19 protein-coding genes are annotated in these 26,475 nt (G+C 56.4%); 6 read left to right on the top strand and 13 right to left on the bottom strand.

Annotated features, from left to right (window positions below; all coding sequences use genetic code 11):
- The coding region (locus tag VGE80_RS04645) for an NPCBM/NEW2 domain-containing protein (protein ID WP_440591838.1) at positions 1–2,037 on the top strand (2,037 nt) is incomplete at its 5' end.
- Between the two features lie 71 nt (positions 2,038–2,108).
- Here the strand turns inward: VGE80_RS04645 and VGE80_RS04640 are convergent.
- The 4 genes from VGE80_RS04640 to VGE80_RS04625 all read right to left on the bottom strand — a co-directional run bounded on the left by VGE80_RS04640 (position 2,109) and on the right by VGE80_RS04625 (position 5,735).
- Positions 2,109–2,564, bottom strand: coding sequence for an aquaporin (locus tag VGE80_RS04640; protein WP_440591837.1), 456 nt, complete (start codon positions 2,562–2,564; stop codon positions 2,109–2,111).
- Positions 2,565–2,591: 27 nt separating this feature from the next.
- The gene (locus VGE80_RS04635; RefSeq protein ID WP_440591836.1) at positions 2,592–3,488 is read right to left on the bottom strand and encodes a DUF58 domain-containing protein; all 897 of its coding nucleotides are present in this window, start codon (positions 3,486–3,488) and stop codon (positions 2,592–2,594) included.
- A 166-nt stretch (positions 3,489–3,654) separates the two neighbouring features.
- On the bottom strand, positions 3,655–4,668 hold the full coding sequence (locus tag VGE80_RS04630) for a polysaccharide deacetylase family protein (RefSeq protein WP_440591835.1): 1,014 nt from the start codon (positions 4,666–4,668) through the stop codon (positions 3,655–3,657).
- Positions 4,665–5,735, bottom strand: coding sequence for an isochorismatase family protein (locus VGE80_RS04625; RefSeq protein ID WP_440591834.1), 1,071 nt, complete (start codon positions 5,733–5,735; stop codon positions 4,665–4,667). The genes VGE80_RS04630 and VGE80_RS04625 overlap by 4 nt, the downstream gene beginning before the upstream one ends.
- 180 nt (positions 5,736–5,915) lie before the next feature.
- Between VGE80_RS04625 and VGE80_RS04620 the strand changes: the two genes are divergently transcribed.
- A complete protein-coding gene (locus VGE80_RS04620) occupies positions 5,916–7,235 on the top strand; it encodes a neutral/alkaline non-lysosomal ceramidase N-terminal domain-containing protein (protein ID WP_440591833.1) in 1,320 nt (439 codons plus the stop codon).
- 399 nt (positions 7,236–7,634) lie between these two features.
- Here VGE80_RS04620 and VGE80_RS04615 read toward each other — a convergent pair whose 3' ends face one another.
- Both VGE80_RS04615 and VGE80_RS04610 read right to left on the bottom strand, forming a co-directional pair.
- A complete protein-coding gene (locus VGE80_RS04615) occupies positions 7,635–10,604 on the bottom strand; it encodes a PVC-type heme-binding CxxCH protein (protein WP_440591832.1) in 2,970 nt (989 codons plus the stop codon).
- Between the two features lie 461 nt (positions 10,605–11,065).
- Positions 11,066–12,028, bottom strand: a complete 963-nt coding sequence (locus VGE80_RS04610; RefSeq protein ID WP_440591831.1) for a DUF1571 domain-containing protein — start codon at positions 12,026–12,028, stop codon at positions 11,066–11,068.
- A 546-nt stretch (positions 12,029–12,574) separates the two neighbouring features.
- Between VGE80_RS04610 and VGE80_RS04605 the strand changes: the two genes are divergently transcribed.
- Positions 12,575–15,037: a CehA/McbA family metallohydrolase gene (locus VGE80_RS04605; RefSeq protein ID WP_440591830.1), complete on the top strand. Its 2,463-nt coding sequence runs from the start codon at positions 12,575–12,577 to the stop codon at positions 15,035–15,037.
- Between the two features lie 248 nt (positions 15,038–15,285).
- A complete protein-coding gene (locus tag VGE80_RS04600) occupies positions 15,286–15,840 on the top strand; it encodes a flavodoxin family protein (RefSeq protein ID WP_440591829.1) in 555 nt (184 codons plus the stop codon).
- Positions 15,841–15,973: 133 nt separating this feature from the next.
- On the opposite strand, the gene VGE80_RS04595 is transcribed toward VGE80_RS04600, so the two are convergent.
- The 3 genes from VGE80_RS04595 to VGE80_RS04585 form a co-directional block, all read right to left on the bottom strand.
- Positions 15,974–17,359, bottom strand: a complete 1,386-nt coding sequence (locus VGE80_RS04595; protein ID WP_440591828.1) for an alkaline phosphatase family protein — start codon at positions 17,357–17,359, stop codon at positions 15,974–15,976.
- 280 nt (positions 17,360–17,639) lie between these two features.
- Positions 17,640–18,905 carry a pyridoxal phosphate-dependent aminotransferase gene (locus tag VGE80_RS04590; protein WP_440591827.1) on the bottom strand — a complete coding sequence of 422 codons (1,266 nt, stop codon included), beginning with the start codon at positions 18,903–18,905 and terminating at the stop codon, positions 17,640–17,642.
- Positions 18,906–18,915: 10 nt separating this feature from the next.
- On the bottom strand, positions 18,916–19,659 hold the full coding sequence (locus VGE80_RS04585) for a hypothetical protein (RefSeq protein WP_373652412.1): 744 nt from the start codon (positions 19,657–19,659) through the stop codon (positions 18,916–18,918).
- Between the two features lie 437 nt (positions 19,660–20,096).
- On the opposite strand from VGE80_RS04585, the gene VGE80_RS04580 reads away from it, so the two are divergent.
- Positions 20,097–20,699, top strand: coding sequence for a methylated-DNA--[protein]-cysteine S-methyltransferase (locus VGE80_RS04580; RefSeq protein ID WP_440591826.1), 603 nt, complete (start codon positions 20,097–20,099; stop codon positions 20,697–20,699).
- Positions 20,700–20,990: 291 nt separating this feature from the next.
- The gene (locus VGE80_RS04575; RefSeq protein ID WP_373652414.1) at positions 20,991–21,245 is read left to right on the top strand and encodes a hypothetical protein; all 255 of its coding nucleotides are present in this window, start codon (positions 20,991–20,993) and stop codon (positions 21,243–21,245) included.
- Between the two features lie 58 nt (positions 21,246–21,303).
- Here VGE80_RS04575 and VGE80_RS04570 read toward each other — a convergent pair whose 3' ends face one another.
- The 4 genes from VGE80_RS04570 to VGE80_RS04555 all read right to left on the bottom strand — a co-directional run.
- A complete protein-coding gene (locus tag VGE80_RS04570) occupies positions 21,304–23,001 on the bottom strand; it encodes a sigma-70 family RNA polymerase sigma factor (RefSeq protein ID WP_373652415.1) in 1,698 nt (565 codons plus the stop codon).
- 208 nt (positions 23,002–23,209) lie between these two features.
- A complete protein-coding gene (locus tag VGE80_RS04565; protein WP_373652416.1) occupies positions 23,210–23,335 on the bottom strand; it encodes a hypothetical protein in 126 nt (41 codons plus the stop codon).
- A 356-nt stretch (positions 23,336–23,691) separates the two neighbouring features.
- The gene (locus VGE80_RS04560) at positions 23,692–24,654 is read right to left on the bottom strand and encodes an ornithine cyclodeaminase family protein (RefSeq protein WP_373652417.1); all 963 of its coding nucleotides are present in this window, start codon (positions 24,652–24,654) and stop codon (positions 23,692–23,694) included.
- A 116-nt stretch (positions 24,655–24,770) separates the two neighbouring features.
- A partial coding sequence (locus VGE80_RS04555; RefSeq protein WP_440591825.1) for an outer membrane protein assembly factor BamB family protein occupies positions 24,771–26,475 on the bottom strand: 1,705 nt, incomplete at its 5' end.

Raw genomic sequence — 26,475 nt, 5'->3', positions numbered from 1 at the left:
GAGGAGGTTCCGCTGTCGATGACGCTCCCCGTCAACATCTCACATCAGGCGGTTTTCGGACGGATCTGGGACTACCAACACGATCAGAATGTTCTACACGGGCCGCTTCAGTCACGACATCAGGAATTTGGCTGGGGATTCGGCGTTCATGGGTCATCCTCGCTGACATTCCGCTACCCCGAATCGGCTCGCGCCTTTCGAACCCTGTTCGGACTGGACCGCTCGGTGCAAGAGGGGGGATGTGTGAATGCTGAGATTCTGTTCGGACAGCAGCAACCCATCATCCGGCGCGACGGGCTCGTCGGTTCCACGAATGTCGAGGAACTTCCCTGGACCGAACTTCCAGTCGGTGATGACGACGAGAAGCTTCTGACACTTCGTACCGAGATGGCGCATGAGGATCGCCCGTCGGGAGCAGATCCCTTCGACATTCGCGACGTGTTCAACTGGTACGAACCTGAACTGAAACTGGATGCCGCGATGTTACGGGAGGAAGTCTCGCGGAGAGCCACAGGTCGTATGGCCGGTCTGATCGGATGGACAATTTCGCCCGTCGATCTCCGTTCGATGGTGATTTCCAACACGACGAACTCTCTTGATCCCCGCGATCCGCATTTCCGAATAACAGCCCGCTCAACCGATTCTTTCTATACGATGTCGCGGAAAGTCAAAGTAGGTAAAAGTGATCGCTGGCTGGTTCTTAACGGTAGTCGCTTTCTTGAGACTTCGTCTCCTTCTGCCGTCCAGATAAGAATCGAGGGGCGAGTATACGGGGAATTCGATGTTCCAAGTCGTCAATCGATTACGGATCCGGAACCAATGCTGATCCCGATTGAAGGGTTCCAGGGATCAACAATCGCCGTTGATGTGGTTGTCTATCCGTCAGACGAACGCTCATGGATCGATTGGCGTGGATTTGCGTTAACGCAGCACCCTCCCGGAGTACTTCCGCTGTTTGAAGATCATGAGGATCTTTCCCGGCAGCTCACCCAGGGTGAGGGAAGTGTGGAAGTCGACCCTGACCAACCCTTCTCGGGAACGCACTCATTGAAAGTCTTCCCTCCTTCGGTGGGCAAGCCGGCAGTGCCAGGGCTGGAAGCGGCAATTTTTGAGCATCCGCAACTGGGTCAATATCGTTACCTGCTCTTCGCATGGAAACAGCAGACGGGAACCCGAATTCAGCTTCAGCTTGCCAATCATGGTGAATTTCGTGATCAGGGTCTGCACCCCATTCGCGAACCCCATTCGTTCGACGTCGCCCGTCGCCGTACACTTGTTCCTGACGAGCGTGGTCAACGTTTCGCCTACAGCTATGAGGCGGGTGCAGTCACGACGTCAGTGCGCCATCCCCTGTGGCTGCACGGTGATTTGCCCCGGAACTGGCAGACAATCCAGCGTGACCTTTTCGGGGACTTCGGAACCCTGTTGCTGACAGGCATCGCACTCAAAGCCACAGACGGCGATGCCTGCTGGTTTGATTCGCTCTACCTCGCGAGAACGCAGTCCGATATCGAATACATCTCCCAACAGCGCCGACACCAGCAATCGACTCGTCCGCCGGACGCTTTGAACGACGATGTCCCCATTCCTGCCGCAGACTTCGCCACGGAATTCTCGCGGGTTGCTCCTCTGTTCTCGTCACCTGAGATGCCGCAGGGGTTAGGTCGTCTGGCAGAATTTCGCGGTCAACCCCAGGTCGTGCAAACGCAACCGAATGGTCTGGACAAACCGCTGACCTTCAGGGCCGGAGTTCACTTGCCAGCGGAGCGTCCCATGGAACTGGATCTGGTCGTCACCAATTCACCGGAATCAGAATGGCGACTCATTGTTCGGGCAAACGGTGAGACGATTCATGACCGGCTCATTAACGATGAGCTGACAAGTCAAGAGGGATGGGTTCGGCTGCAAGTCGACCTGGCGCGTTACGCGGGGCAGAAGGTCTTGCTGGAAGTGCGGGACCAATCGGGCCAGACTCCCAACGCCACAGCCTACTGGAAGCAAATTGCTCTTACGGACAAACAGCCCGAAGAAAAATGAGGCATGGGACAGCTCCCGATGCCTCATTCTGTCACCTCGCGAATTGATCTTCTCGATGCGTCAGCACTCGATTACTTGTCATCGGGATTGATGATCTTGAAGACGATTGCCGCCAGTGCACCCCCAGCGAAATCGCCTGCCAGATACACCCAGATATCCGACAGAGCGGATAATTTCAGGGTCACAAGGCCGACGGCAACGGCCGGATTAAACGCGCCATTCGAGATGGCGCCGACGGAGAAAGCCCCGACCAGGACTGTAAAACCGATTGCGAGGCCGTAGAAGGAATTATTGGCATTCGCCTTCGCCGTAGCGACGTTCAAAACGACGTAAGCCAATGCGAAGGTGTAGAGGAATTCAGCCAGCAGCGCCTGTGGAATCGTCTTGGAGAGATCAAGCGTTTGAATCGCGGCGACTTTCTCACCTGCGAACAGGAATTGCACGGCCAGCGCAGCGACGAGCGCCGCAAGAACCTGCGAAATCATGTAGGGAATTGCGTCAGCAATTCTGTACAAACTGCCTGTCACAGGTCAGACAGACTGCTCAGACAGTCTTTAGAAGCGGGCCTGTCGTTGCGAGAGGTATTCGACCAGCGCCCGGTCGAATGGCAGACTCGTATCCAGCGCAACATAGTCGGCGCCCATGCGGAGACATTCCCGTTTGTACAGGTTCCGCAGGTTCTGCATGGCCTCGAGATAGTCACCCCGAATCCCCACCGCATCAACAATCAGACGGTCCCCTGACTCGGGGTCTTCGAAATCAGAGAGGCTGTCAAAGGGAAAGTTGACTTCGGCTTCGTCGAGAACATGAAAGACGATCACATCATGACCACGATGGCGCAGCATCCGGATTGAATCGATGACCGGTTCGGGGTCACACAGTAGATCTGAAAACAACATGAACAGACTGCGGTGGCGGATCATCGCGGCGACGCGGCGCAGGTTTCCGGCAACGTCGGTCTGACCAGCAGGACTTGCTTTGGAAAGAAGTGACAGAATGTTGCCCAGTTGGCTTCGTTTGCTGCGTGCGGGCAGACAGGCATGCAACTTCTCAGAAAAGGTCATCAGTCCCACGGGATCCTGCTGATGAATCATCAGGTATCCCAACGCGGCGGCAAGACAGATGCAGTAGTCGAATTTATTGAGTTCCTGCCGATACGTGTACGACATACTTTCCGAGAGATCCATCAGCAGATAGCCCGAGATATTCGTCTCGGCCTGAAACTTTTTGATGTAGTATCGATCTGTCTTGGCGTAGACCAGCCAGTCGATATTCTTCGGATCATCTCCTTGCGCGTAGCGGCGGTGCTCACTGAATTCGACGCTGAAGCCGTGAAATGGACTGGAATGGAGCCCCGTCAAGAACCCTTCCACAATAAATCGCGCTCGCAGATCGAGACGCGACACATTACGGATCACGGACGGTTTCAGATATTGTTCGGCTCCCGCCATGGAAAACTCACCTGCAGAGATCGTTGAACCAGGAATCTATTCCGCACAGATTAACAGGTTGAACTCGTCTGTGTGACCGTGAGCAGGACTTCATCGGGAAGCTCAGAAAAATCTCTCCAGTGCTTGATTCAGCAATTCTGACGTTTTGAGCTCACGTCGTCCTGCGTCACGCTTTCGATCTTCTTGCACGCTCGGCGAAAGTCCGCAGCTCCACAATGGCAGCTCGATTACCTGCTTTCCGGACCAGATCACAGATCAGTTCAATCGATCGAAACTCGGGATCAACGACGTACAGGCAACTCGGATGAGCCAGAAAATCAAACACGGCGCGATTCTCGATCGCCCATTCGAGCGACAGCCGGATTGCCTTGAGGAACCACTCCAGTTTCCACCGCCCCGTCCGAAAGGCTCCGATATCACTGATCGGACTCATCGGAATCTCGATCAATCCGTCGGGATAGATGAACGGCTGAGCGTTCTGCTGGGCCGCGACAATTCCGTCCAGCACCGCTGTCGAGGGTTCTTCCATCGGTTGGGTATTGGGATGCGGCGGATAAAGACTGCTGATCCAGTCATAGCCAAGTTCCATCAACAGCGACCGGACCTGAGGGTGTTCCTTTAACCCGTTTGCGAACCCGCCAGGAGTGCGAAATCCCACCGGTTCCAGTTCCACCCGCGATTCCATCGCTCGCTTCATCAGTACAATATTCTCGCGGATTGCGTCCGGAACAGACTGACCTCGCAGCAGCCACGGAGATCGCTGAAATCGAAACTGAAGGTCATTCACTGTGGTTGCGGTGACATTGATATGGTCGTAAGTATGATTGCCGATGGGATGCCCCCCACGTGCAATCTCCTTCAGCCAGTCGGTGTTCTCCTGTTCGAACACGCGTCCCACCGCAAAGAAGTGCAGCAAGCCACCGGCTGCTTTCACGCGCTTCGCTGCCTCGACCGAGTACCGCTTTGTCTCTTCATTCAGATTCCCTTTCTCGAAATTCCAGTGAGTCATTTCCCGAGTCGGAAAATTGGCACTCATTTCGAGATCCAGCGTGATCGCAACGAGGCATTGATCTAAGTCGGCGGCACGAAGTTGCCTGCCCCCCAGCATCCCCGTGGCGATCCCCCCGCAACTGAACGCAGTCATTGCCTGTAACCAGTCCCTGCGTGAATACGAATTCATGGTGCAGTTCCTTCCGATTTGACCCACGAGACTTGAGTGATCAACTGGTTCAATGCGGCAAATGAGATCGCGGCATTCACGGCAAATTTCGGAGTGTTATTCGAGGGGAAAGTTGCCAGCGAAGCATCCCCCACCAGGAATACGTTGAAGTCTTTGGAAAGGTTTTCATAGCCGGCTGTCGTGCGGCAGAAACACATATCCGTTGCATAGCCCGTCAGTAATACATGGCGAATGCCGTTAGAGATCAGGAACTTCTTGAGGGGTTCATAGCCTTCGGTATCGTAGATGATCACGTCATCGGGGTGGACGTCGACATCCGTCGTTACCGGGATGGGTAACTGCCAAAATCCTGCATTGTTGTACTTTGGTCCCGAGTCCAGACCGGGAAACTGCTTGAAATAATCGATCACGGGTTTATCCCGTGACAGCAGCAGTTCCGGGGTCAGCGGCTCGCCCTCGTACTTGAAGCGAGCGAGCTTTTCCGTCAGTTCTTTCGCCCCTTCGGCACGATCTTCAGGAGTCGGTTTGTGAGTGAACGAGCGGTACAGCTTATGACGGATTGGATCGCGTTCACCGGGCAGACTATAGAGAACAGCCCCAACCTTCCCTCGTAACGAATTGATGAAAGGCTTTACGATCTCTCGCGTGTGCCGTGCCGCGAGATGATTCTTTTCGATCGTACAGAAGTCAGCGACTCCGGCAGGCTCGGGTGTAATCCAGCCCTGACCATCATCGATTCCCCAGGGATGAACCATAATAATCGCCGTTCCCGAGGCCTTCAGGTGATTAGGCATTTCGATAATGCCGCGCGCGTTGTAGGAAAATCTCCAGGCACGCACGTGCAGGTCGGCTCCGTCGTCCACCACAATCGGGGGAGCTTCAAAGTGAACTGATTCCTGGATTGGTTCGAAGAACTCGGGAAAGTCGGCGAGAAGGGGCGTCGGCTGCTTGATGCGCTTCAACTGATTGTGATAAGTCCGTTTGGCCGACGGTGACTCCTGCGATGAGGCGGGTAAGCTGAACAACACAAAACAGGTCACGGAAATCCAGATCAGACCACGATGCATCGAGAACTCCTCATCGATAGGGCCAGGAACGTGACGTGAAAGCGTGAACGAGTGCAGCTTCACTTTCAACGCATCGACTGTCACAATTGCAATTTCAGGTTGACCATTCAACTGTGGACCACTTCATCCACCTCCCGTAGACCACAAAACGAACACGATAAACGACGTCTGAGGGCTAAAATGCGCCGTTCCTTCCCTGTCATGTGCCTGATTCTTGCTCTGCTAGCGACCGTGTCCGTAGATGCAGACGAACCAGTCTTTCGCGTTGGATTCGCTCAAAAAGACGTGACACCCCCGGTCCCCATGCCGATGTGGGGCTATGGAGCCCGCAAGGACATGCTTTCACAAGGCACGCTTGACCCCTTGATGGCCAAGGCGATTGTCGTGGAGGCAGGAGACGACCGAGTTGCTTTGGTTGGGCTCGACATGGGACGAGCCCCGACCACTGCGATGATGAACGAAATCCGCGCCGCGATTCGTGAGCAAGCCCGGATCGAACACGTTCTGATTGTCGGATCGCATACGCATCACGGTCCGGTTCTGGAACTGACCGATCGTGAAGGATTTGGCAAAGGACGATTCGACGCCGCAGTTAGATACCTCAAGACACTCCCACAAATGCTGAGCGAGACCATCATCGAAGCGGCGACGAAACTGGAACCAGCCCGCCTGGGGGTGAATTCGATCGAAGTCCCCTATAACCGGAATCGCCAGAGCAAACGCCAGCCCCCCGCCCGCGACCCACTCCTTTCTGTCATGAAGTTTGACAGTACGAACGGTCGGACGATCGCCACCCTCGTTAACTTTGCTGCTCATCCTGTCATGACCAGCGGTGAAATTCTCAAATTTTCTGCGGACTACCCCGGCTTCATGATGAAGCACGTCGAGAAGGAGCTGAGTGCCCCTTGTCTGTTCATGCAGGGTGCTTCGGGGGATATGAGCGTCAACGCGATCAACGTAAAAGGACCGCAGGCGTTCGGCGAACTTCTGGGTGAGGAATGCGTGAAAGTGGCGAACGCGATAGAGACGACCGTGCCGGAACACCCCTCGATTCAGGGGCGTGTTGATCACTTCGAGTTCGAGACCCGAATTGATCTCAATAACCCGGCAGTGCTGTTTCTCTATGGTCAGGCCTTCTTTCCCGAGTTGGTACGCAACTTCGCGGAAGAATACAAAAACGGGATGCACCCCGAGTTGAACACCCTCCTGCTCAACCGCGAAATTGCGATCGTGGGGGGCTCGGGCGAATTCTTCAGTAACCATGCCGTGCGGTTGCGCGAACGTAGTTACGTGAAGCACACGCTCTTCTTTGGATACTGCAACGGCTATATGAACTACTTTCCCACCATCGAGGCCATCTCAGAGGGTGGCTACGGAGCGGATCCCCCCGTCTCCCCGGCCCAGATCGGAGCTGGAGAAGAAATGATGAACCGCGCCCTGATCAACATCTATTCCATGCTGGGAAAAATGGCAGAAGGGAAACCGGAACCTTTGAAATAGAAGTCCACTACTCTGCAAACCAGAACGCTGTTACGCATCGGGAAAACAATGGAATGACAGCCTGCAGAATCGCCTAAGGGCAATCGCGCCCGAGTCTCCCCCCCACAGCACAACAGGCGTGCAAAGCGACGTCGGGACCACACCGCGACAACGCTTGCCTTATTCGTCACGGATTCACTTATGCGGTAGGACTGTTTTCGGAGTGCTGTGCTTGCTCGAGCCCGGTTTCGGACGATGACAAGACACGGCTCATCGGGGACATCCGCTCGGCCACAACGCCTGTTGTTGCATGGCAACCCAGACGCTCAAAGCGCCGTCTGGGCCACCCCGCCGTCAGGGCCACCGGACACACGACTTTGCCACCCGACGACGATCAGTTTTCCGTGAAATTTCGCCTGATTACCGTTCGCTGGATTCCAGGTACGAGAACAGATCGCGAAGCTGCTGAGGCGTGAACTTCTTGTAAAGATCATCGGGCATCAGGGAAACGGGCGATTCGTTGAGTTCTTCAATTTCGCTCAGCGGTATTGTCGTTTTTTCGTTCTTCGCGTTGATCAGCGTCACTCCTGCGTCATCGCGTGCCGCCGCGAGTCCGGTCAGCACACGTCCATCTTTCGTCTGGACAATGAGACTGGTGTACTCCTTCCGAATGACACTGTTGGGATCGACCAAACTGATCAGCATGAAGTCGCGATCCTTGCGATTGGCCGTCGTCAGGTCAGGCCCCAGTCGCGTCCCTTCACCATGCAATTGATGGCATGAAGCGCAGTGCGTCTTGAACAGCGCGTGTCCCGCGCTTCGCTGACCTGCGGCAGCCCTCAGATCATTGCTCAGGCGACGAACTTCAGCCAGTTTTTCGCCCGGCGAACTGCCAAGTTGACCCCAATGCTTTCTCACGAGAGCGTCTAACTCGGGATCGTGGAAAAGGGCCACGCGCTGGAGCTGCTCGTGATTAGTCGCCGTGGCAGGGACCTCACCCTCATCCACTGCCGCGAGCCAGACCTTTGCGGATGACTTGCGACCGAGCAGAACGTCACAGATTTGTCGCTGGAGCGGTGCCAGACTGGTTGCCTGGTGGAGACGAATCAATGCGGGGGGAATCCGTTCGTCCTCGAACCGGCCAAGAAACTTCACCACGGCAAGTCGCAGTTGTTCGTCCCCGTCGGCCGCGGCGATGTTCAGCAGTGGTGCAATCTGGCCGGGATCAGCGTAAGGAGACAGGACATCCAGCAGAGCGATCCGGCGACGGGTTTCCGTTTGCGGATTCAGGGCTTCGGCATACGCACTCACCAAAGCGTCTTTGTCACCCAGGCTGAGAGAAAGATTGAGCAGAGTCAGATCCATAGGCCGCTCGTCAAGGCGGGCAGCGACCAGATGGCGTAGCTCTTGCAGACTTGTTTCGTGTGCGCCGGAAATGGAACTGAGGTTGCCAGCGACTTCGCCTCGCCCCAGAAAAATGGAGCTCCAAAGAGAATCACGGCTCTGTGCAGACGGGGCCGACTTGAGAAGTTGGACAACAGCTTCCAGTCCCGCTCCCTCTTCCTCGGCAGCATAACGCCGGATCAGGCGAGGCAGTAGAAACTGGCTCCCCAGCCGTGACTTCCACAAAGTTGGTCGAAGGAACCGTCGCATCACTTCGTTCCGGTCGCTGACGCTGTAGCGTTCGATCGCCCACCACCACATCAAAGGAATCGCCGGGTCATCTCCATCAATGTCACGATTGATATTGGCGTTGATCATGGGCATCCCCTGTGCGGCCGGAAAACGTGCTGCGGACGAGGCGATTTGTCGCCTCACCCGGGCATCGGGTTCCTGCTCGGCAAACTCGTCCAGTTGATGAGCCATCTCAGTGGAAATGACACGGGCATCGCCGAGAAATCTCACGGTCCAACTGCGGACAGCGGGATGCGGACTATTCAGCGTACGATGAGCCAGCTCTTCAGTGAATTCCCCCATGGCGTGCAGCGTCCACAGTCCCTGCAAAGCGACTGTTTCATCAGAGCCTTCAATCATGGTCAGCAGTTCGGACTTGCCGGCACCGCGCTGAGCCAGTTCCCGTTGCGCCCAGCGGACGTACCACTGGCTTCGATGCTTGAGAAGCGCAAGCAGTTCCGTAACGGATAAACGGGAGAAGTCGATCGGGGCTGCGGACCGCGTTTCCCGCGGGGCAACCCTATAAATCCGACCGTTGGATCGATCCCATTCCGCATCAGGATCCGGATGGGCCGTCCGGGCGTCGTGCCAGTCGGAGACATAAATTGCACCGTCCGGGCCCATGGTCACATCGGTCGGAGCAAACCAGGAATCATTCGCAACAATCAACTCACCTCCATGCGCCGTCTGAAATGTGGACCCGCGTGGTTCGATCGTGTGCCAGTAGAGGCCGTGCCCCAGCAGGTCACCTGCGATGTATTTATCGCGGAACTGCTCAGGAAATGAATCTCCCTGATAGGCGATTCCTCCGACGGTGACGTGCCCCCCCTGAAAGTTTTTGTGAGGCGCGTGGTCGAAGTATCCATAGGCATGAGGATTATGCAGGGCACCATGTTTCGCGAACGACTTCACCAGATAGGCACCCTGAATCCCATGCAGCAGAACATGCCCCCCGTAGTTCGTGCTGTATAAGAGCTCACCCGTTCGGTCAAAGTCGAGTCCCCAGCTATTGCCGCCCCCCTCACAAAAGAGTTCAAACTCGCGCGTCTTCGGATGGTACCGCCAGACACCTTGCTGGAATTCGATGCCGCGAATATTGGCTGTGACGGTGCTTCCCTGACATCCGTATAACCAGCCGTCCGGTCCCCACGTCAGCGAATTGGCGACACTGTGCGCGTCTTCCATCCCGAATCCCGTCAGCAAAACTTCCGGGTCGCCGTCCGGGATATCGTCCCGATTCCTGTCGGGATAAAAGAGGAGATACGGCACGTTCAGGACGAAGACGCCGCCGTGTCCAAATGCCAGGCCTGTCGCTAGATTGAGCCCGCTGACAAAATCATGGCCCTTATCCATTCGGCCATCGCCGTCGAAATCAGAAAGGATCGTGATGCGATCGGCCCCTCGCGGACCGTGTGGCGGTGGTTCGGGAACCCGGTCATAACGCGTACGGGAATACCGATCTACTTCGACACGCTTTAGTCCTTCCGGGTTGGGGTACTGAAGGTATTGGATGACCCAAAGTCGACCTCGGTCATCGAACTCGATGCAGACGGGTTGGCGAACGAGTGGCTCCGAAGCCACAACTTGAACTTCGAAAGGAGCCGGGACTGTCATTCGCTTCACGGCTTCATCAGGACTAAGTCCCTGAGCGAAGATCATGGATGACGCAACTGACAACCAGCTGCTGACGACCGCCACAACGAAGACTCTTGGCATCTGCTGATCACCCTGATGTCGTACGGATTGTCCGGGGGCTCATCACCTGTTCACGCGACTGTTGTTCGAACGTGCCGGAGAATCCTGGCCATTACGAACTTCGAGCAATCGTCATGTGACGGGCCTCGGAACACCATAACCAAGTTGCAGACGACATCGCCAGTCAGCCCCCGACGCAGTCCCGCCGCGTCATCCCCTCTCGCTGCTGCGGGGTTCATCCCAAGGTCACGCCGATGGTGATACTTCACCGCTGTGATACTACCACAGTGATACTTCGCCACGGTTGCAGCGTGAGGCTCAAAGTCGCAGGTGGCTCTGCTGAGATCCGCTTTCGTCAGAGATGATTCGGCGCCACCCACGCCCTCTGAATCACACCAGTAACAACAAAAAACTGCTTGATCCGACTGGACCAAGCAGTTCCCGCGATTCCCTGTATCTGTGTCGAAATCGGCTGTCGATGGTTATTGCCGCTTGAAGCCGTACTCGCTGTTGTTATGGTCGAAATCGAGAGCGACCAGATTCGAGCGGAACTTGATATTGGCGAAGCTGTAGTATTCCAGCAGAGTCGCCGAGTCATACTCATCCGGATTAGCAGGGACCTGACCGTCCAGCCAGCCATAGTTCTTCGTGTAAACGGGCAGGGACCATCCTTTATCGATATACGTGATCGATTTGCGATAGTGTTCGCACGCCTGTCGATCCCGGTATTCGATCAGGTAGACGTGACAGGGACGGCCATCGAATTCCTCATCGGGCAGCTTTTCGAATCGGGAATAGTTCTGCTTTTCGAGGTCTTCGCGATGAATTTCGACCATCATCTGAGCGAGACTATATAGTCCCGCCTTCGTAATGGGATGTCGCGACTCGGCCATCGCCATACTCCCGTTTGGTTCCAGCGACACGGTCGGCAGGCGTGCTTTCCATCCTCCTCCATGAGCGGTAATCCGTCCGTCATTCATGCCGTCGACGTAAAGCACTTCACGCCCGACTTCGCCCGTGGACCACTTGAGGTACACGCTGAACGGCTGATGACGAACCTTCATTTCCATTTCCTGCTCGTCGAGCAGTTCGCCGTTCACCAGTTCCTGTTTGACGAACACAGCCGTGTAATGAGGAACCTTCTCCAGAAATTCAATTCCCCGCTCAAGCAACCGAATCTTGCCACTCAGATCGTCGAGAGCAAAGTCTTCCCCCTCCCCGGAGGCAGATCCCTCCGCCCCGCCCGCTTGTCCTCGCGAGGCATATCTGGCAGCCGCAATGACATGCGTCTGTTTCTTCGTGATGCGTCGCGCAATATCGGCTCCGGCAGGGGTCGGTGAACTCTCCAGATGCAGGAAGACGATGGCGGCGAGTGCGATCATGATCGATACGCTATTCGCCGCTTGATCACGGCTAAGACATCTGAAGAGACGAATGATTTTCATTGAGCAAGACTCCAGGGACGCAAAACTTGGGGAGGTGTTTTTGCCGTGCGCGACAGCAATTCCATCCATCCCTGGAGGTTCAGTCCGTATGTTGACGGCGCAGCCAGATGGCCCTCGGGCGGCAGCGAGTTGGGTCTCATGAGGATCGGCAGTTTTTGCGACTCGAGATAATTTCTTGAGTTGAGGCTTGCGCGAACGAAATATCCCGGGCGGTTTCCCTCAGCATCCGTATCACTACGACCCGCAAGGTCAGCGTCCGAAAATGTTCTTCCGCTGGCCTCAGCCCTGCGCAGAGAGCGCGCCAGATTGGGAACGCACCGCAACCGTCCGCCGTCCAGTGGCACCTGTCGTTTGACGACAACCGGAATGAAGGATTCCGATCGGGCTTTTTCGTAAGATGAACCCCTCACCGACGGTTGAACCTGCTCACATCCTCACCCCGAGCTTGAAGGACGCAAAATGCGTGCTGGCCTCCTGATCTTAGCGCTCTGTGTGCCATTGATTCTCGCGCGCCAACAGATTCGGGCAGAGGATCGCGTCGGCAGAATGCCAGACAGAGTGCCCGTCGAAGCGCAGCCATTGAGCGAGAATATTCGCCGGATAATTACGGCACTCAACGTGGTCGGGCATCCCCTCCCGGAACCCATCGTGCAATCGCTGGAACTGGGGATCGAGAAGGGAGACGCTGAGCAGCTTCAGGCGGACCTGGATGCCGCGGTCCTGCTGGTCGTCACGATCAATCCCGAAGAACGCGTTCGGGTCCGTCGGGGTCCCGCACCGGCCACTCTCCAGCAATATGGCTTCACCCCGGTACTTGTGAAAGTCCTCAATGCCAGTACCGCGACCCGACGACTTCGCATCGTCAGTCCGCAGGCAGGGGCCGTTTACTCGGGTGTAACAAAGCTCAGCATGCAGCGGCAGCAATCCCTTGAGCTAATCGAAAACGAAAACTCAAATCGCGACCGAGGACGATTCCTGGCGCTGGAGATGTACGAGCATCCCCCTATGACTGACCGGTTGAGCGGTCTGGAGGTCGAATACGCCGTGGCATTGATCCTGAGTACCGAGGCGGGCAAGCGAGAAGCGACGCTCGGCTTCGATCTGGGTCAGGGTGAACAGGATCTGGGCTTTCGGGGAGAAGTTCCCGTGCTATTCACAGTTCGTCCCGCCATCCCCGTCCGACTTTCCATTCTGGATGAAACGGGAAGGCCAACCACGGCATCACTGCTGATTCGTGATGAGCAGGGACGTGTCTATCCGCCTCAAGCAAAGCGACTCGCTCCCGACTTCTTCTTTCAGCCACAAATCTACCGGGCGGACGGCGAATCGGTACAGCTCCCCCCCGGTCGATTCCGGGTCCAGTCGGGCCGAGGCCCTGAATATTGGACCCGTGAGCAGACACTGACGGTGCCCGATCGCTCCGGTAAGGACCGCGAACCTGACGCAAGCGATGCGGATACCAAACTGGAGATTCGTCTGGAACGGTGGATTGATCCTCAGGCCTTCGGCTTTTACTCAGGCGATCACCATATCCACGCGGCGGGCTGCGCGCACTACACATCCCCCTCGGAAGGGGTCCTCCCTGAGGACATGTTCCGGCAAGTCAAAGGAGAAGGTCTGAACGTCGGCTGTATCCTCACCTGGGGGCCTTGCTATGGGCATCAGCGGCAATACTTTGCACCGAAGCCGCATGATGTGAGCGAACCGCTCACGATTCTCAAATACGATCTTGAGGTCAGTGGATTTGGCTCGCAGGCGCTGGGACACGTTTGCCTTCTGAACCTCCAGGACCAGACCTATCCGGGTTCCGAGGGAACCATGACGAAGGGCTGGCCAACATGGACCACACCCGTCATGCGTTGGGCAAAAGCGCAAGGAGGAGTGACCGGGTATGCTCACTCGGCCAGCGGACTGGCAATCGATCCTGTCGCTGCGGCAAGACGTGCTCTGCATCGATATGACGGAAATCAGGATGGGATTTTGTCGTCGGACGAAGCGACCACCGCACTTCTTCCGGAACCGTGGCAGGAAATTGACAAGAACGGTGACCAGTTACTGGATGAAGACGAACTTCGATGGAGTCACGATCGCGCGGCAGATCGGCTGCCCAATCTGGCGATCCCCGAAATGAATGGTGTCGGCGCCATGGAAATTTGCGTGACCGCAGTCGAAGGGGTCTGTGATTTCATCAGTGCCATGGATACGCAACGCATCCAGGAATGGAATACGTGGTACCACCTGCTGAATTGCGGATTCCCAATTAAAGTCAGTGGCGAAACAGACTTTCCCTGTATGAGCAGCCGCCGGGTAGGGCAGGGGCGAGTCTACGTACAACTCGTCAACCCGGACGGAACACCCCGGACAACGCTTTCGCCTCATCGACCGCTCGACTTCCCCGAGTGGTGTGAAGGGTTGGCGAAAGGACACTCGTACGTATCGGACGGTTTTGCACATGCTCTCGATTTTCACGTCAACGAGTTCCGCCCCGGGCACGATGTGAAACTGACCGAACCTGCGCAGGTCCGTGTTACGGCACGTGTCTGCTTCGCTCCTCAGACGCCTGTTGCGGTCGCACACGGGACCGACAATCCTCCCTCGGGCCGGCGCACCATCGGCGACACCGTCCTCCTGCACGGCCCCCGCCAGGACGCCGTCACGACCGGTGGCGAGCGTGAAGTCGAAATTGTTTCCAACGGTCGCCCCGTGGCAAAACAGACCGTTCCCGCAGATGGCAAAGTGCACGAGCTCGCTTTCGACGTACCACTGACCGAAAGTAGCTGGATCGCGCTGCGGCAGTTTCCTCAGCTCCACACGAACCCGGTGAATGTCCTTATCAACGACCGTCCCATCCGCGCTTCGCGCGACAGTGCAAGGTGGTGCGAACAGACCATCGAACTTCTCTGGAAAAACCGCGAGAAAAATATCGCCGCCGCCGAGCGGGATGTCGCGCGTGAAACGTTCGATCGCGCGAGAGCTCGATTTCGAGAAATCGCGAATGAATCTCGCTGACCCTCGTGATGACAGAGTCCGGAACGATTCCTGTTCCGCGAATGGGTACTTAAGATGCGGAAGAATCTCACTCCCTCTCCCGGCCGTGGCCTATTTCCGACAGAGGCGATCCAGGCCAATAGAACGAACTGACGACCGTTACTCAACTTGACGGAATCAGCCCTCGCACAGTGGCAACAGGTTTGTCAGTTTCGGCACATCAAGTGCGCATCCCTTACCGCCAATGACCACCTTATGAAGAAGACAACATGAATAAGATCCTTGTCCTGTTCGATTCCCATTCCGGCCATACGTCCAGGATGGCAACGCTCGTTGCGGAAGGGGCTGGCAGTATCTCCGACACCGAAGTTCGGTTGCGAAGTGTGGATGAAGCCACTGCCGACGATGTGATCTGGTGCGATGGACTTGCCGTCGGAAGTCCCACGAACATGGGATTACTCAGTTGGAAAATGAAACGGTTCTGGGACGAAGTCATGATTCCCCAGTGGGCCAAAGTCGATGGCAAAATTGCCTGCGCCTTCAGCTCATCGGGAGGATGGGGGGGTGGGTCGGAAATGGCCTGCCAGAGTCTTCTGACCGTGCTGATGAACTTCGGGTTTCTGGTGTTCGGCGTAACCGACTACGTCAGCGGTGATCTAACACTTCACTATGGTGCCGTCGCCGCCAAGGAACCCCGCGACGAAGACACTGAAGCGGCATGCCGGAAGTTGGGCAGGCGTCTGGCTGAGTGGACCGCCGTCTATGCACATGGTCGAACTGACGAACACCCGCTGAACAAGAGTGCCGAACGGTATCTGCCTTAATACTCTGTCGTGACGGTTTTGATTCGATCGTACGAGAAGCCAGCAGCAGTGTGCGAGTGAACTCTCTCGCCCTGACGTCGCTGGCGTGATTCTCACGCCAGCGATGTCACACGGAAAAGGGAAGTAGGCGATTTCAGCTAAACTGGAGCTGCAGGGCCAGTTCCTTAACGCGGGTCATGGGGATATCGTCGGTTTCGATCGCGCGGCTGGAACTGATGAAGACTGGGGCTTCGCTCGTCTCGTGACCGGGTGTCGGAAGTCGACCGTGGCTTCCTTTGACGAGAGTGGCATCCAACCCGATAACATCCATGTAGTAGCGAAATCCGAGCAACTTTCGTGCAAGCCGGCAGGCGATCCGCAGCTTGGGGAAAGCGATTTTCGGATCGATAAACAGTTCCACCGGGTCGTAACCGGGCTTACGGTGGATGTCGATCGTCCGTGCATAGTCCGGTGCGAGACGATCATCTTCCCAGAAGTAATAGGTGAACCAGGCGTTCTTGTCAGCGACCACAACCAGTTCTCCAGATCTCTCGTGATCGATGCCGAATTGGCGTTGCTCTGCGCGATCCAGAACCAGATCAACTCCCTCCGTCTGGCTCAGCAGCAGTTTGATCGCCTTGATATCGTCCGGCCGCTGCACGTAAACATGAGCAATCTGATGATCGGCTAACGCAAAAGCGCGAGACGCCCCGCAGTCGAGCGTCTCCCAGCCCAGCGCCTCACGCCGGGTCGCCACGTAGCCGTGTCGTCTCAGGATTCGGTTAATATGAACCGGTCGTGATACTTCCGTGATGGCGTACTCGGACAATGCGATCACATCCGCCCCCATCTCCTGAGCTGCGGCGATGCACTTGCCTGCTTCGGCGTCGACAAGGCGGATGTCCTCGGCGATGCGAGGATCGTGCGGCCCCAGCCGCTGCAAACCGTAATCCAGATGGGGAAGATAGATCAGTGTCAGGCTGGGCCGGTGACGCTTCATCACTTCGACCGATGCATCGGCGATCCAGCGGGAGCTTGTAATATCCGCCGCAGGGCCCCAGAAGCGGGGAAGTGGAAAGACACCCAGCCGGGCCTGAAGTTCGTCTTTCAAACCCGCCGGCTGGCTGTACGAGTCAAAAACTTTCCGTCCGTCAGCGGGATAGCTGGGTCGTGGAGTCATCGACCATCCGACATCGGCATACATGTTATACCACCAGAACATTTTCGCGGTGGTGTAACTCGAATCCCGCTTTTTCCCTTCGTCGTAAATCCGACTCCCATGAACCAGCCTGTTCGACTGGCGCCACAACCAGACTTCGGCCAGATCACGGAAGTACCAGCCGTTCGCAACGATGCCGTGCTCTCGAGGCAGGGCCCCGGTCAAAATCGTCGATTGCGCCGAGCAGGTGACTGCCGGCAGCACGGTCCCCATGGGACGAGCAAATCCCTCACTGGCAAGTCTCGACAGATGAGGAGTATTCGGCCCCAGCATTTCGTGGGTCAGGCCAACGACATTCAGAATCAACAGTGGTTTAGGCATGCGTGAGGACTGGTACTTTGAGGTTGCAGGGTACGGTTCACTGGCAGGGTTCAGCGACAGAGGTCGCACCAATACCGGGTCAAGGCGTTGCGCCTGGCATCCGGTGTCCAGAATCCAAAATTGATCGGCCGCGCAACGGGCTGTGCAAAGGACGAACCAAGGACCGGATCGAGTTCAGGACACCGACCCTGGTTCGGCCATGAGACGACGACACGGGCATATCTGCAGTCGTCCCCGCAGCCCGATTGAAATACGCGGCCCCTTCGCTGCCAACTTCGGCTCAGTCAACCTGGTATTTCCCGGTCAGACGATACTTCGGATGCTTCTCGAGATAAGCGGCGACTCGGTCCGACCGGCCGATGGCAACCGGCAGGAAGTCGAGCGCCTGCTGCAGTCGCTCATCCGGTTCGGCACAACTGAATCGTAAGAAGCCGCCTCCCGCATCGCCGAAACATTCCCCACCCAGACAGGCGACTCCAAATTTGTCGTCGGCCCCTTCCAGCAGATAGAGCGCCAGACCGTGACTTGTGATACCGAGCTTATTGCAGACCGGAGCAACGTTTGGAAATACATAGAACGTGGCAGCGGGGTCCAGCGACCGAAAGCCTTCCAGACGGTTGAGTCCGTTCGTAAGGAGTTCAACCTTCTTGCGGAACTTCTGCATCACGACGTCACGCTCGGCAGTATCCCGTTCCAGCGCGGCCTTGCCCGCCAGTTGCACCAGCGGGGGCGTACACGAGAGAGTGGTATTGATCATCTTCCCGATCGCATCCGAAACCTCAGCCGACGCGACAGAGAATCCGAGCCTCCAGCCACTCATGCTGTAGCTTTTGCTGAACGTGTACGCAGCCACAGACCGTTCCAGCATGCCCGGTTCGGACAGCAGTGACTCATGCGTCCCCTTCCAGACCATGTGGCAGTAGGGCTCATCGCTGAAGACGGCGATGTTCGTTCCACGAAGCAGGTCAGCAACGTCCCGCAGATCCTGACGCGTCATCACGCCGCCGGTCGGGTTGTGTGGAGAGTTGAAGAAGATCGCTTTGGGCGAGGGATCCGTCGTGAGAAAGTTTTCGATCGCGGAAAGTTCCGGCCGAAAACCATTGGATTGTTTCAGTGGGGCGAGAACAGGTCGCGCATTGCGACGAAGGATATTGGGAAGGTATGTCGGGAAGTAAGGGCTGAAGACCAGTACGCCATCCCCGGGATTCAGGAATGCCTCACAGAAATACTGCTCGAATACTTTCGCCCCGGGAGCGACGACGATATTGGCGGCCTCAGCCGGAATCCCGAATTCGTGTTTCACGAACCGGGCGGCCGCTTCGCGGAATTCAGGCAAACCCGGTGACGGACAATAGTGAGACTTGTTTTGCTGGATCGCTTCGACACCCGACGACTTCGCGGATGCCGTGCTATCGAAGGGGCTGTCACCGATTTCCAGCTCGACGACATCCTTCCCCGCGGCCTTCAGCGACTTGGCAACTGCCAGCACATTGAACGCGGTTTCGACAGAAAGCGATTTAGCAAACTCACTCAGCTGGACCGTCATAGAGGATTTCCTATTTCGTCGAAATGGCCTGTTGTAGGGGACGAAGCACTTGATCGATCACGTATTTCTCGAGCAGTGATTCGCACTGCGTCCGGAGTTCGCCGAGCGTCCCTTCGTAAGAGCTGTCGGATTCGAGACTGCCGTACTGACGCACGGTAAAGAATACACTGATGTGTTCTTCCGGAAAATCGCCCCGACGCACCTGATACGCATTCGTACGGGTTTCGATCATGAGCCGTGCCTGTCGTCGGCACGTTTCTTCCAGCGCAATCGTCATCATCGGTTCAAAGTTCAGAACCTGACGACCGGGAATCTCGAGTAGTCCGTCCAGTGCCGAGCTGACTCCCAGCGCTTCGGCGACCAGTTCGTCGTGGTTTCCCCGGTAGTTAAAGTCGAAGCCCATCATGTAGTCGAGAGCTTCGCAATCGAGCGAACTGACTGAGAGCATGTAGGGAACAAGTTGCAGTACCAGTTTATGCTGTTCAACTGCGTCTTCGACGTCATCGGGATTGATGTAGCCGCTGCAGATTCGTCGCGGTTCCAGCGTGCACCAGCGCTGATGTCCCTGATCTTTGTCCTCTTCAAGGACGTGGTCCCCATTCTCGCGGGTGTAGAAATTCCGCATCGTAGGGTATTGCTTACGAACCCGCTCGAAGAAACTGAGGGTCGTTTCACGCCCTGCGGGTAGTGCCATCTCCGTATTGAGAGTCATGTTGACGTAGAAGTCGTCGGCGAGGGTGGAATACGAAGACATCAAATTTATTCCTCAAATGATCTAACGTGCCGGAACCGGGATGAGATCGAGAAACAATCCCCCCTCGGACAGCACCCTGCCTGAATTTCGCAGCAGACCGTGTCCTTCACAGAAGCTCGTAACAGGTTACAACGCGCAGGCAGCCGCATTGTAGGGGTCGGCGGAACAGGGGTCAAAGAGTCAGCCCTCTCATCCGAGATCGTCGACGCACGGCGTTCTGATGCCCACTGACCTCACGCAAGGTCAAGCAGTCGTCTGATCGGGCCCCCGCACGAATGCCTTGGCGCTCAAAAAATACGACCGAAACCAGTTGTTGAACCGGGGCCCCGTCTGTTGAAATAGTGTTTGTGCATTTCACAACGTCCCTGTGCAGGCAAGCCGGGCTCGCGGAACGACACGTAGAACGTCGATCCGCGCTGGCTCGCGGAGTTTCCTCAGTGAAGAATTCAGCCCGTCCGTCGTCCTCGCTTGAGCGGGAATCGGCCGCAGCGGAAAATCCCGCACCGCTCCTGCTTTCAGCCTTCACCACTCCGTTGGGCTGGATCGGCCTGCTCGGCCAGAGGAACAAACTGATTGGTATTTTTGCTGGCTACGGGTCGGAGACAGCGATCCGGAATCAGGCAAAGTCGCGATCGGGGGGGGCGTGCCTTTACGATGACTGGAGCCCCGAACTGCGCGAACTGTTTACCGCCTATGCCGACGGCGACGTTGTCGACTTTTCCGAGGTCGAGATTGAATTGCCAAAGCTGACCAGGTTCCGACGAAATATCGTTGACGCCACACGCCGACTCGGTCACGGGCAGACCGCCTCGTATGGAGAGTTGGCCACAATGGCTGGACATCCCGGTGCTGCCCGAGCTGTGGGAACTGTCATGTCGACAAACCAGTTTCCGATTCTGATTCCGTGCCACCGTGTCCTGGCGGCAGGAGGAAAGCTGGGAGGTTACACGTCACCGGCAGGAACAAAGTTCAAACTGCGATTACTGGAAATGGAAGCGCGCTCCGTCGGTCGCACCTTCAATCTGGCGGAACTTCGGTAAGCAGAGCGTGAACCGTCGTCTCACCCCCGAAGATGCGATCAGCCACAGTCGCGATCAATTTCGCTTTCTAGGCAAACGGTTCAACGCAGCACAGGCGAAGCCTGACACATGCGACGTGCCAACATGGGTTACGTGAATCGGGAACGTTGAGAGCCGCAGAACGGGAGTCACATCCTCACATCTCTCAAGGGACCATCGGCCAAACTTGACAGCAACAGTTCAAAGCGGCCCAATGGACTGCCGAGTCGTCTGCTGGATTCTCCTCTGACCATCGCACTGCGAAAGCTACTGATGAAGTTGCCTCAACTGTTTTTCAACCTCACGGCCGTCGCCACGACGGTTTTCGTGATCACGATCCTCGCCATGGTGGCGATGCTGCTGGGGAATCCTGAAGCTCCCGTGAACGTCTGGTTCAACCGACATGGGGCGACCGTAATGACGGTCGAGGTGATCTCCATCGGGGTACTGGGTGTCCTGGCGATTCTGCTGGACCGTCGCGAAATTCAGAGAGAACTGCAGGAACGAAAGAACCCTCCCAAGTCCTAAGACTCAGGAGGGCTCAAAATCCGTCACATCAGCGAATCGCTAACCGATCGTAAGCCGATCAGCTGGCGACGGCGAAGGCTTCTTCGCTCTCTTCCACATTGGTGTCCCCTTCGACATCAACTGGGACCAATGCTTCATCGCCGGTGGTGTCAACAAATCCACGCAGGTGATTAGCGCGGGTTTCGTGCTGCAGCTTGCGAAGCGCCTTGGACTCGATCTGTCGAATGCGTTCGCGCGTCACCTTGAAGATACGGCCGGTTTCTTCGAGGGTGTAGCTGTAACCATCGCCAAGGCCATACCGCAACTTGATGATTTCGCGTTCACGGTAGGTCAGGCTGCGGAGCACCACTTCAATCTTGTCCCGCAGCATTTCCTGCATGGCCGATTCAGCGGGGTTCGTTTCGTTGTCGTCCTGCAGGAAGTCACCGAATGAGCCATCTTCGCTTTCACCCACAGGCGTATCGAGACTGACGGGATGCTTCCACGTCTTCATGATTCGTTCTGTTTCTTCCAGCGACATGCCGACGGCTTCGGCGAGTTCTTCCATGCTGGGATCGCGACCCGTTTCCTGTCGAATCTGTTCGCTCTTGGCCTTGAGCTGCGAAATGCACTGGAACATGTGAACGGGAATACGAATCGTTCGTGCATGATCGGCGACGGCACGGGTGATCGCCTGACGAATCCACCAGGTGGCATAAGTCGAGAACTTGTAGCCACGGCGATATTCGTACTTTTCGACACCGCGCATGAGGCCAGCGTTTCCTTCCTGAATCAGGTCGAGGAAGCTCAAGCCGCGGTTGCGGTACTTCTTGGCGATCGAGACGACCAGTCGCAGGTTTCCACCTGACAACTGCTGCTTGCCACGTGTCCACGCGTCAAACTTGGCCATAATGCGTCGCATCCGATCGCAGAATTCGGCCGGAGTCTCAAGCACCAGTTCGGTAAGGTCGTGAAGTTCGCGACGAAGGATCTCTGCTTCGTTGGCGGCAGCCACCGTGCGGCGTTCCGACAGCTTCTGAATCTGGCCCTGCAGTTCCTGCATCCGCTTGGCGATCTGCTCCATTCGGCGCATGATCGGCTGGATGCGCTGGGTGCGGACGCTCAGCTCTTCGCACAGCCAGGCGAGCTTGCGTCGGCGCGTTTTGATTCGTTCTTTGATCGCGTTGAGTTCAGGCTTCGTCTTGGCAGCCTTGCTGGCTTCCCAGTCAACTTTGTTCTCTTCCAGCAATCGCTTGATGGTCGGCACGTTGACGGGGATTCGTCCCTGGATCTGCTCTTTGCGCAGGTTTTCCGTTTCGCTCGTGCGGAGTGTACGTTCAAAGGGAAGCTCGTTTCGGCAGACCTTCTCGATGGTCTCAACGACGAGTCCGATGGCGAAGTCGGATTCAGCGATCTTGCGACGGAACCATTTGCGTGCGACTTCGATCTGCTTGGCGAGGAAAATTTCCTTCTCGCGGGACAGCAGGGGGATATGCCCCATCTGGCTGAGATACATCCGGATGGGATCGCGCGACGAGGAGGGCGTCTCGGGTTCCATCATAGATTCGGGGATCGCTTCGTACTTGGGCTGATCCCGTGGATCCGGCTCATCAATGATATCCAGGCCCAGGTCTTCCAGAGCAATGATCAGTTCGGGGACCATATTGGGATCCCCCCCTTCGTCAGGGAGGTACTTATCGACCAACTGGTACGTGGCGTACCCTTTCTCGCGGCAGGCGTCTAACAACTTGGCAAATTCCGGGCTAAGACAATGCATTGGGTCAAACCTCCTGTGATTCGTTCACGTCCCTGTGATTGTAGCCTGTGCGGACAAGCATTTCGTGAAACAAATTTACTTCCTGGGAATTCTCAGCCGGTCCATCAACACTTGACGGACGCTCAGCTATTTTCAAATCTGGCCGAAATCGAAAGGTTCAAGCGACCCTTCAACTTTATATCCTCTCGCAGCGAACTCGCCGGCACGATCAGCCGTTAGCAACGGGAAGCGATCTCCAACCAATCTGTCGCTGATCTGGTACTTCGATCCAGGCAAGCCATAACAGAGGGGCCGCCATCCCTGTGGACGGCTGCAGTCGCGGCGAAGTTCGCATTGATAGCATCCTTTCTTTCATTGCGAGTCGACCGGGCGTCGTATGCTCCGGCGGGTCGAAATGCTAACAAAATGAACTCGTCAGCGCCACGAAAACTTCTCAATTGGAAAAAAATCTTGAAAAATTCTTCTTTCACCTCAATTTCCCGTCCTGTTTACGAATCCGTTACTCACGATCACTGTCTGACAATGCCACAGAATGGATCCGTATTCACTTGAATGAGACATCCCGATCCCCGTGGTGACTCACGTTCCTGCGGCCAGGAATCCGGTCCCCCACTTGGTTTCTGTGACAGTGTCGGTTTTCCGCAGGCCCATGACACCCGTGAAAACAGGTGTCACGACTCACCGAGGCCCTCAGAAGGGGAGGGGTTGTCCGAGCCCTTCCAGACGAGCTCGCTGATAGATCCGCACTGCAACTGCCAGGTCTTCCAGTGCTAACCCCACCGACTTGAAAAGAGTAATGTCTTCCGGAACAGCCCGTCCCGTTTCGCGTCCCACAACCACCTCACCCAATTCTCGCACTCGAGTCCAGTCCAGACTGCCATCTTCGATGGCGGGAACGAAATCACCAGCCTCCAACTTGCACGCCTCCAGGCTGTCGCAGACAACATGATCCGCACGACGAATCGTGGTCACATCAATCTCAGCCTTGGTCAGATAGTTGCTTCCGATCGCACTGACGTGCGTTCCCTGTTCCAGTATATGCCCGTCAAACAAGGGGGCCTTGCTGGTTGTCGCGCACAGGACGATGTCTTTTTCTGCAGCCGCTTCCTCCGGCGAATGCACCGCAACCATTCGGACGTTGCAGTACTCAGACATCTCATCCGCAAATCGACTCCGCCGCTCGGCATTGCGACTGTAGACATCGACTCTTTCAATTCGTCGCACGCTGCAAATCGCCTTTAACTGGGCTCTTGCCTGAAACCCAGTCCCAAAACACCCCACGATCCGGGCATCCGGACGAGCCATATACTTTGTAGCAACCCCGGAAGCCGCTCCCGTCCGCATTTGCCCCAACAAATTCGCCTCAATTAATGCGACGGGCTGCCCATGTTCCGCATCGGAAAGCGCAAATTGGAACCGGTTCCCCCCCCGAGTCGTTACGTATGCCTTGTACCCGACGAAATTCAGGTACTCTGCAGCAGCGGACATCATGTGCAGGGTGGAAGTTCCCGCACTGGCTCGACGGCGAGGCTGATGGTCTGCCTTTTCAAACGCTAATTGACGAAATGCTTCCTCGACACAATCAATCGCCGTGTCCATATCGAGCAACCAGGCGACGTCTTCCTCAGTCAGATAGATTGCTGGCATTTCCATGAACCCCTCTTGATGCGTACCGAGCATCCCAGTTCTGTGAACTGCAGCCCCTCACATTGAGGAATCTGCCTGCCGGACCCCAGTCGAAGCGTTTCATACTTCGACTGGTTAGAAGTTTACTCAGTGACCAGAACCGCACTTTTCCAAAGTGCCTCCGTTGTCGAACCGTCTGTCGTGGATTGAATCAATTGAATCAGTCGATCCTGCCCCGCCCACGGGCTCAGGTCAACAGTGATCTCTTTCCAGCCAGGACGAACCGTATTCTTTTCACCGACACTTTGCTCCAGAATGATTTGATCTGCCACTCGCACGGCCAGTTGCCAGGTCTGTCCCGGTTGATGGCCGACTCGCAGTTGCAGCATCTGCTTTCGTGCAGGTTCTAAACGAACCCGACTGATCCATCGGGCTGATTGTTCTGGTTCGAGGCGACTCCTCAGCGTCAGCGGCAACCTGTCGGGACCGTCAGACACGACTTGAATGCGGTTACTGTTCGTGGCGGGATACCAACCGGGGAGCACGGTTTGGATCTCAGCAAATTGAGCTTCCGACAAGCCAAGGTCCCAGTGCGCCAGCGGATCCGAGACCGCCTCGGGGGCGACCGTGGCAGAAACCATCACAAACTCGTGGATTTCCCGTTTTGCATTTTTCCACGATACCCCAACAAGTGACCACCATTTTCCTCCCGCGGACCACATCGGCCCCATTTGAAACTCATCTCGGGGGGGCACATCGACGAGCGACTCTTGCGTGACTCGTCCCGTCTGAAGATCCCGCCACGTCAGCAACGGACGTGATCGGCGATCCTCCCGGGTAACGCGACGACTGGTCAGCACGGTCGTGTCAGCGATGCAACAAGCTTCCAGTCGATTTTTAGACGCCGAGCGCCACATCACTTTACCAGACCGAGTATCCATAGCCACCAGTTGCGTAGTCGTGTCGGCAATCGCAATCGTGCCGGAGACACCAATGAGTCCCCGTAGATTCGCGATTGGCCGTTCCCAGATCGTCATCCCTGACTCGAGACTCAAGCACTGAACTTCGCGGACACCGGGAATCGAGACGACGACCCGGTCAGACTCGATCACGGGCGGAGTAACCCGCGTATCTTCCGCCAATTCATCAACGGGTTTCTGCATCAACATCGATTTTTTGAGCCAGTGCATCACGCCCCGAGCATCAAAACAGGCGACCGTTCCTCCCAAAGTACAGACAGCACGCTGATCGCTGATGGCTAGTTGGCCTCCGTACAGTCGATGCTGCCAGTCACGAAGCCCGAACAACGGACTTGAGCCAATGACGGCTCCCGACGACGGTTCAAACCAGGTTGCCTCAACTTGGACAGTATCTTCATCCCCTCGATCCGCAGTCAGTGCAAACAGGCGTCCGTTCCAGATCATTGGGTCAGAAACGATGCCCTGGACAGTTCGTTTCTGCCACACGATCTGTCCGTTCTCGCGGCGCAGGCAGGCAAGCTCGACACCCGCTCTGGTCAAACGTCGTATGAACAGGTGGTCCTCCGTCAACAACGGCTTCATCGGATGGAAGGCCAACGCGTAGGCGTCGCCCTGGTCATTCCCCAGGCCTCGTGTCCAAAGTTGCCGCCCATCCTCGACGGAGTAAGCGCCGACCTCGAAACGGTTGCTGAGAAACATCTGCTTTTCATCTGCCGTTACGGCGAACTGCCTGCCGAAGGGATCACCATCGCGATACTCATGGCGACCTGGCAGGTTGCCGGAATCACCGTCAAACTGAGCCCGCCGCTCAAGCCTGTAGAACCCTGGCAAAATCGAGGGAGCAGGGGAAGGAGACGACGGTCTCAGA

The organism is Schlesneria sp., from assembly GCF_036405755.1.
Taxonomy (GTDB): Bacteria; Planctomycetota; Planctomycetia; order Planctomycetales; family Planctomycetaceae; genus Schlesneria; species Schlesneria sphaerica.
The sequence above is the reverse complement of the archived record's forward strand: the minus strand, read 5'-3'. Positions and strand labels throughout refer to the sequence as shown.

What these genes read in the sequence shown, in the direction of transcription:
- VGE80_RS04620 (WP_440591833.1), top strand. Translation starts at nt 5,916, where the DNA reads ATGCGCCGTTCCTTCCCTGTCATGTGCCTGATTCTTGCTCTGCTAGCG.
- VGE80_RS04605 (WP_440591830.1), top strand. Translation starts at nt 12,575, where the DNA reads ATGCCAGACAGAGTGCCCGTCGAAGCGCAGCCATTGAGCGAGAATATT.
- VGE80_RS04570 (WP_373652415.1), bottom strand. Translation starts at nt 23,001, where the DNA reads ATGCATTGTCTTAGCCCGGAATTTGCCAAGTTGTTAGACGCCTGCCGC.
- VGE80_RS04575 (WP_373652414.1), top strand. Translation starts at nt 20,991, where the DNA reads ATGAAGTTGCCTCAACTGTTTTTCAACCTCACGGCCGTCGCCACGACG.
- VGE80_RS04600 (WP_440591829.1), top strand. Translation starts at nt 15,286, where the DNA reads ATGAATAAGATCCTTGTCCTGTTCGATTCCCATTCCGGCCATACGTCC.
- VGE80_RS04590 (WP_440591827.1), bottom strand. Translation starts at nt 18,905, where the DNA reads ATGACGGTCCAGCTGAGTGAGTTTGCTAAATCGCTTTCTGTCGAAACC.
- VGE80_RS04630 (WP_440591835.1), bottom strand. Translation starts at nt 4,668, where the DNA reads ATGAATTCGTATTCACGCAGGGACTGGTTACAGGCAATGACTGCGTTC.
- VGE80_RS04560 (WP_373652417.1), bottom strand. Translation starts at nt 24,654, where the DNA reads ATGGAAATGCCAGCAATCTATCTGACTGAGGAAGACGTCGCCTGGTTG.
- VGE80_RS04595 (WP_440591828.1), bottom strand. Translation starts at nt 17,359, where the DNA reads ATGCCTAAACCACTGTTGATTCTGAATGTCGTTGGCCTGACCCACGAA.
- VGE80_RS04610 (WP_440591831.1), bottom strand. Translation starts at nt 12,028, where the DNA reads ATGAAAATCATTCGTCTCTTCAGATGTCTTAGCCGTGATCAAGCGGCG.
- VGE80_RS04625 (WP_440591834.1), bottom strand. Translation starts at nt 5,735, where the DNA reads ATGCATCGTGGTCTGATCTGGATTTCCGTGACCTGTTTTGTGTTGTTC.
- VGE80_RS04615 (WP_440591832.1), bottom strand. Translation starts at nt 10,604, where the DNA reads ATGCCAAGAGTCTTCGTTGTGGCGGTCGTCAGCAGCTGGTTGTCAGTT.
- VGE80_RS04585 (WP_373652412.1), bottom strand. Translation starts at nt 19,659, where the DNA reads ATGTCTTCGTATTCCACCCTCGCCGACGACTTCTACGTCAACATGACT.
- VGE80_RS04635 (WP_440591836.1), bottom strand. Translation starts at nt 3,488, where the DNA reads ATGGCGGGAGCCGAACAATATCTGAAACCGTCCGTGATCCGTAATGTG.
- VGE80_RS04565 (WP_373652416.1), bottom strand. Translation starts at nt 23,335, where the DNA reads ATGCGAACTTCGCCGCGACTGCAGCCGTCCACAGGGATGGCGGCCCCT.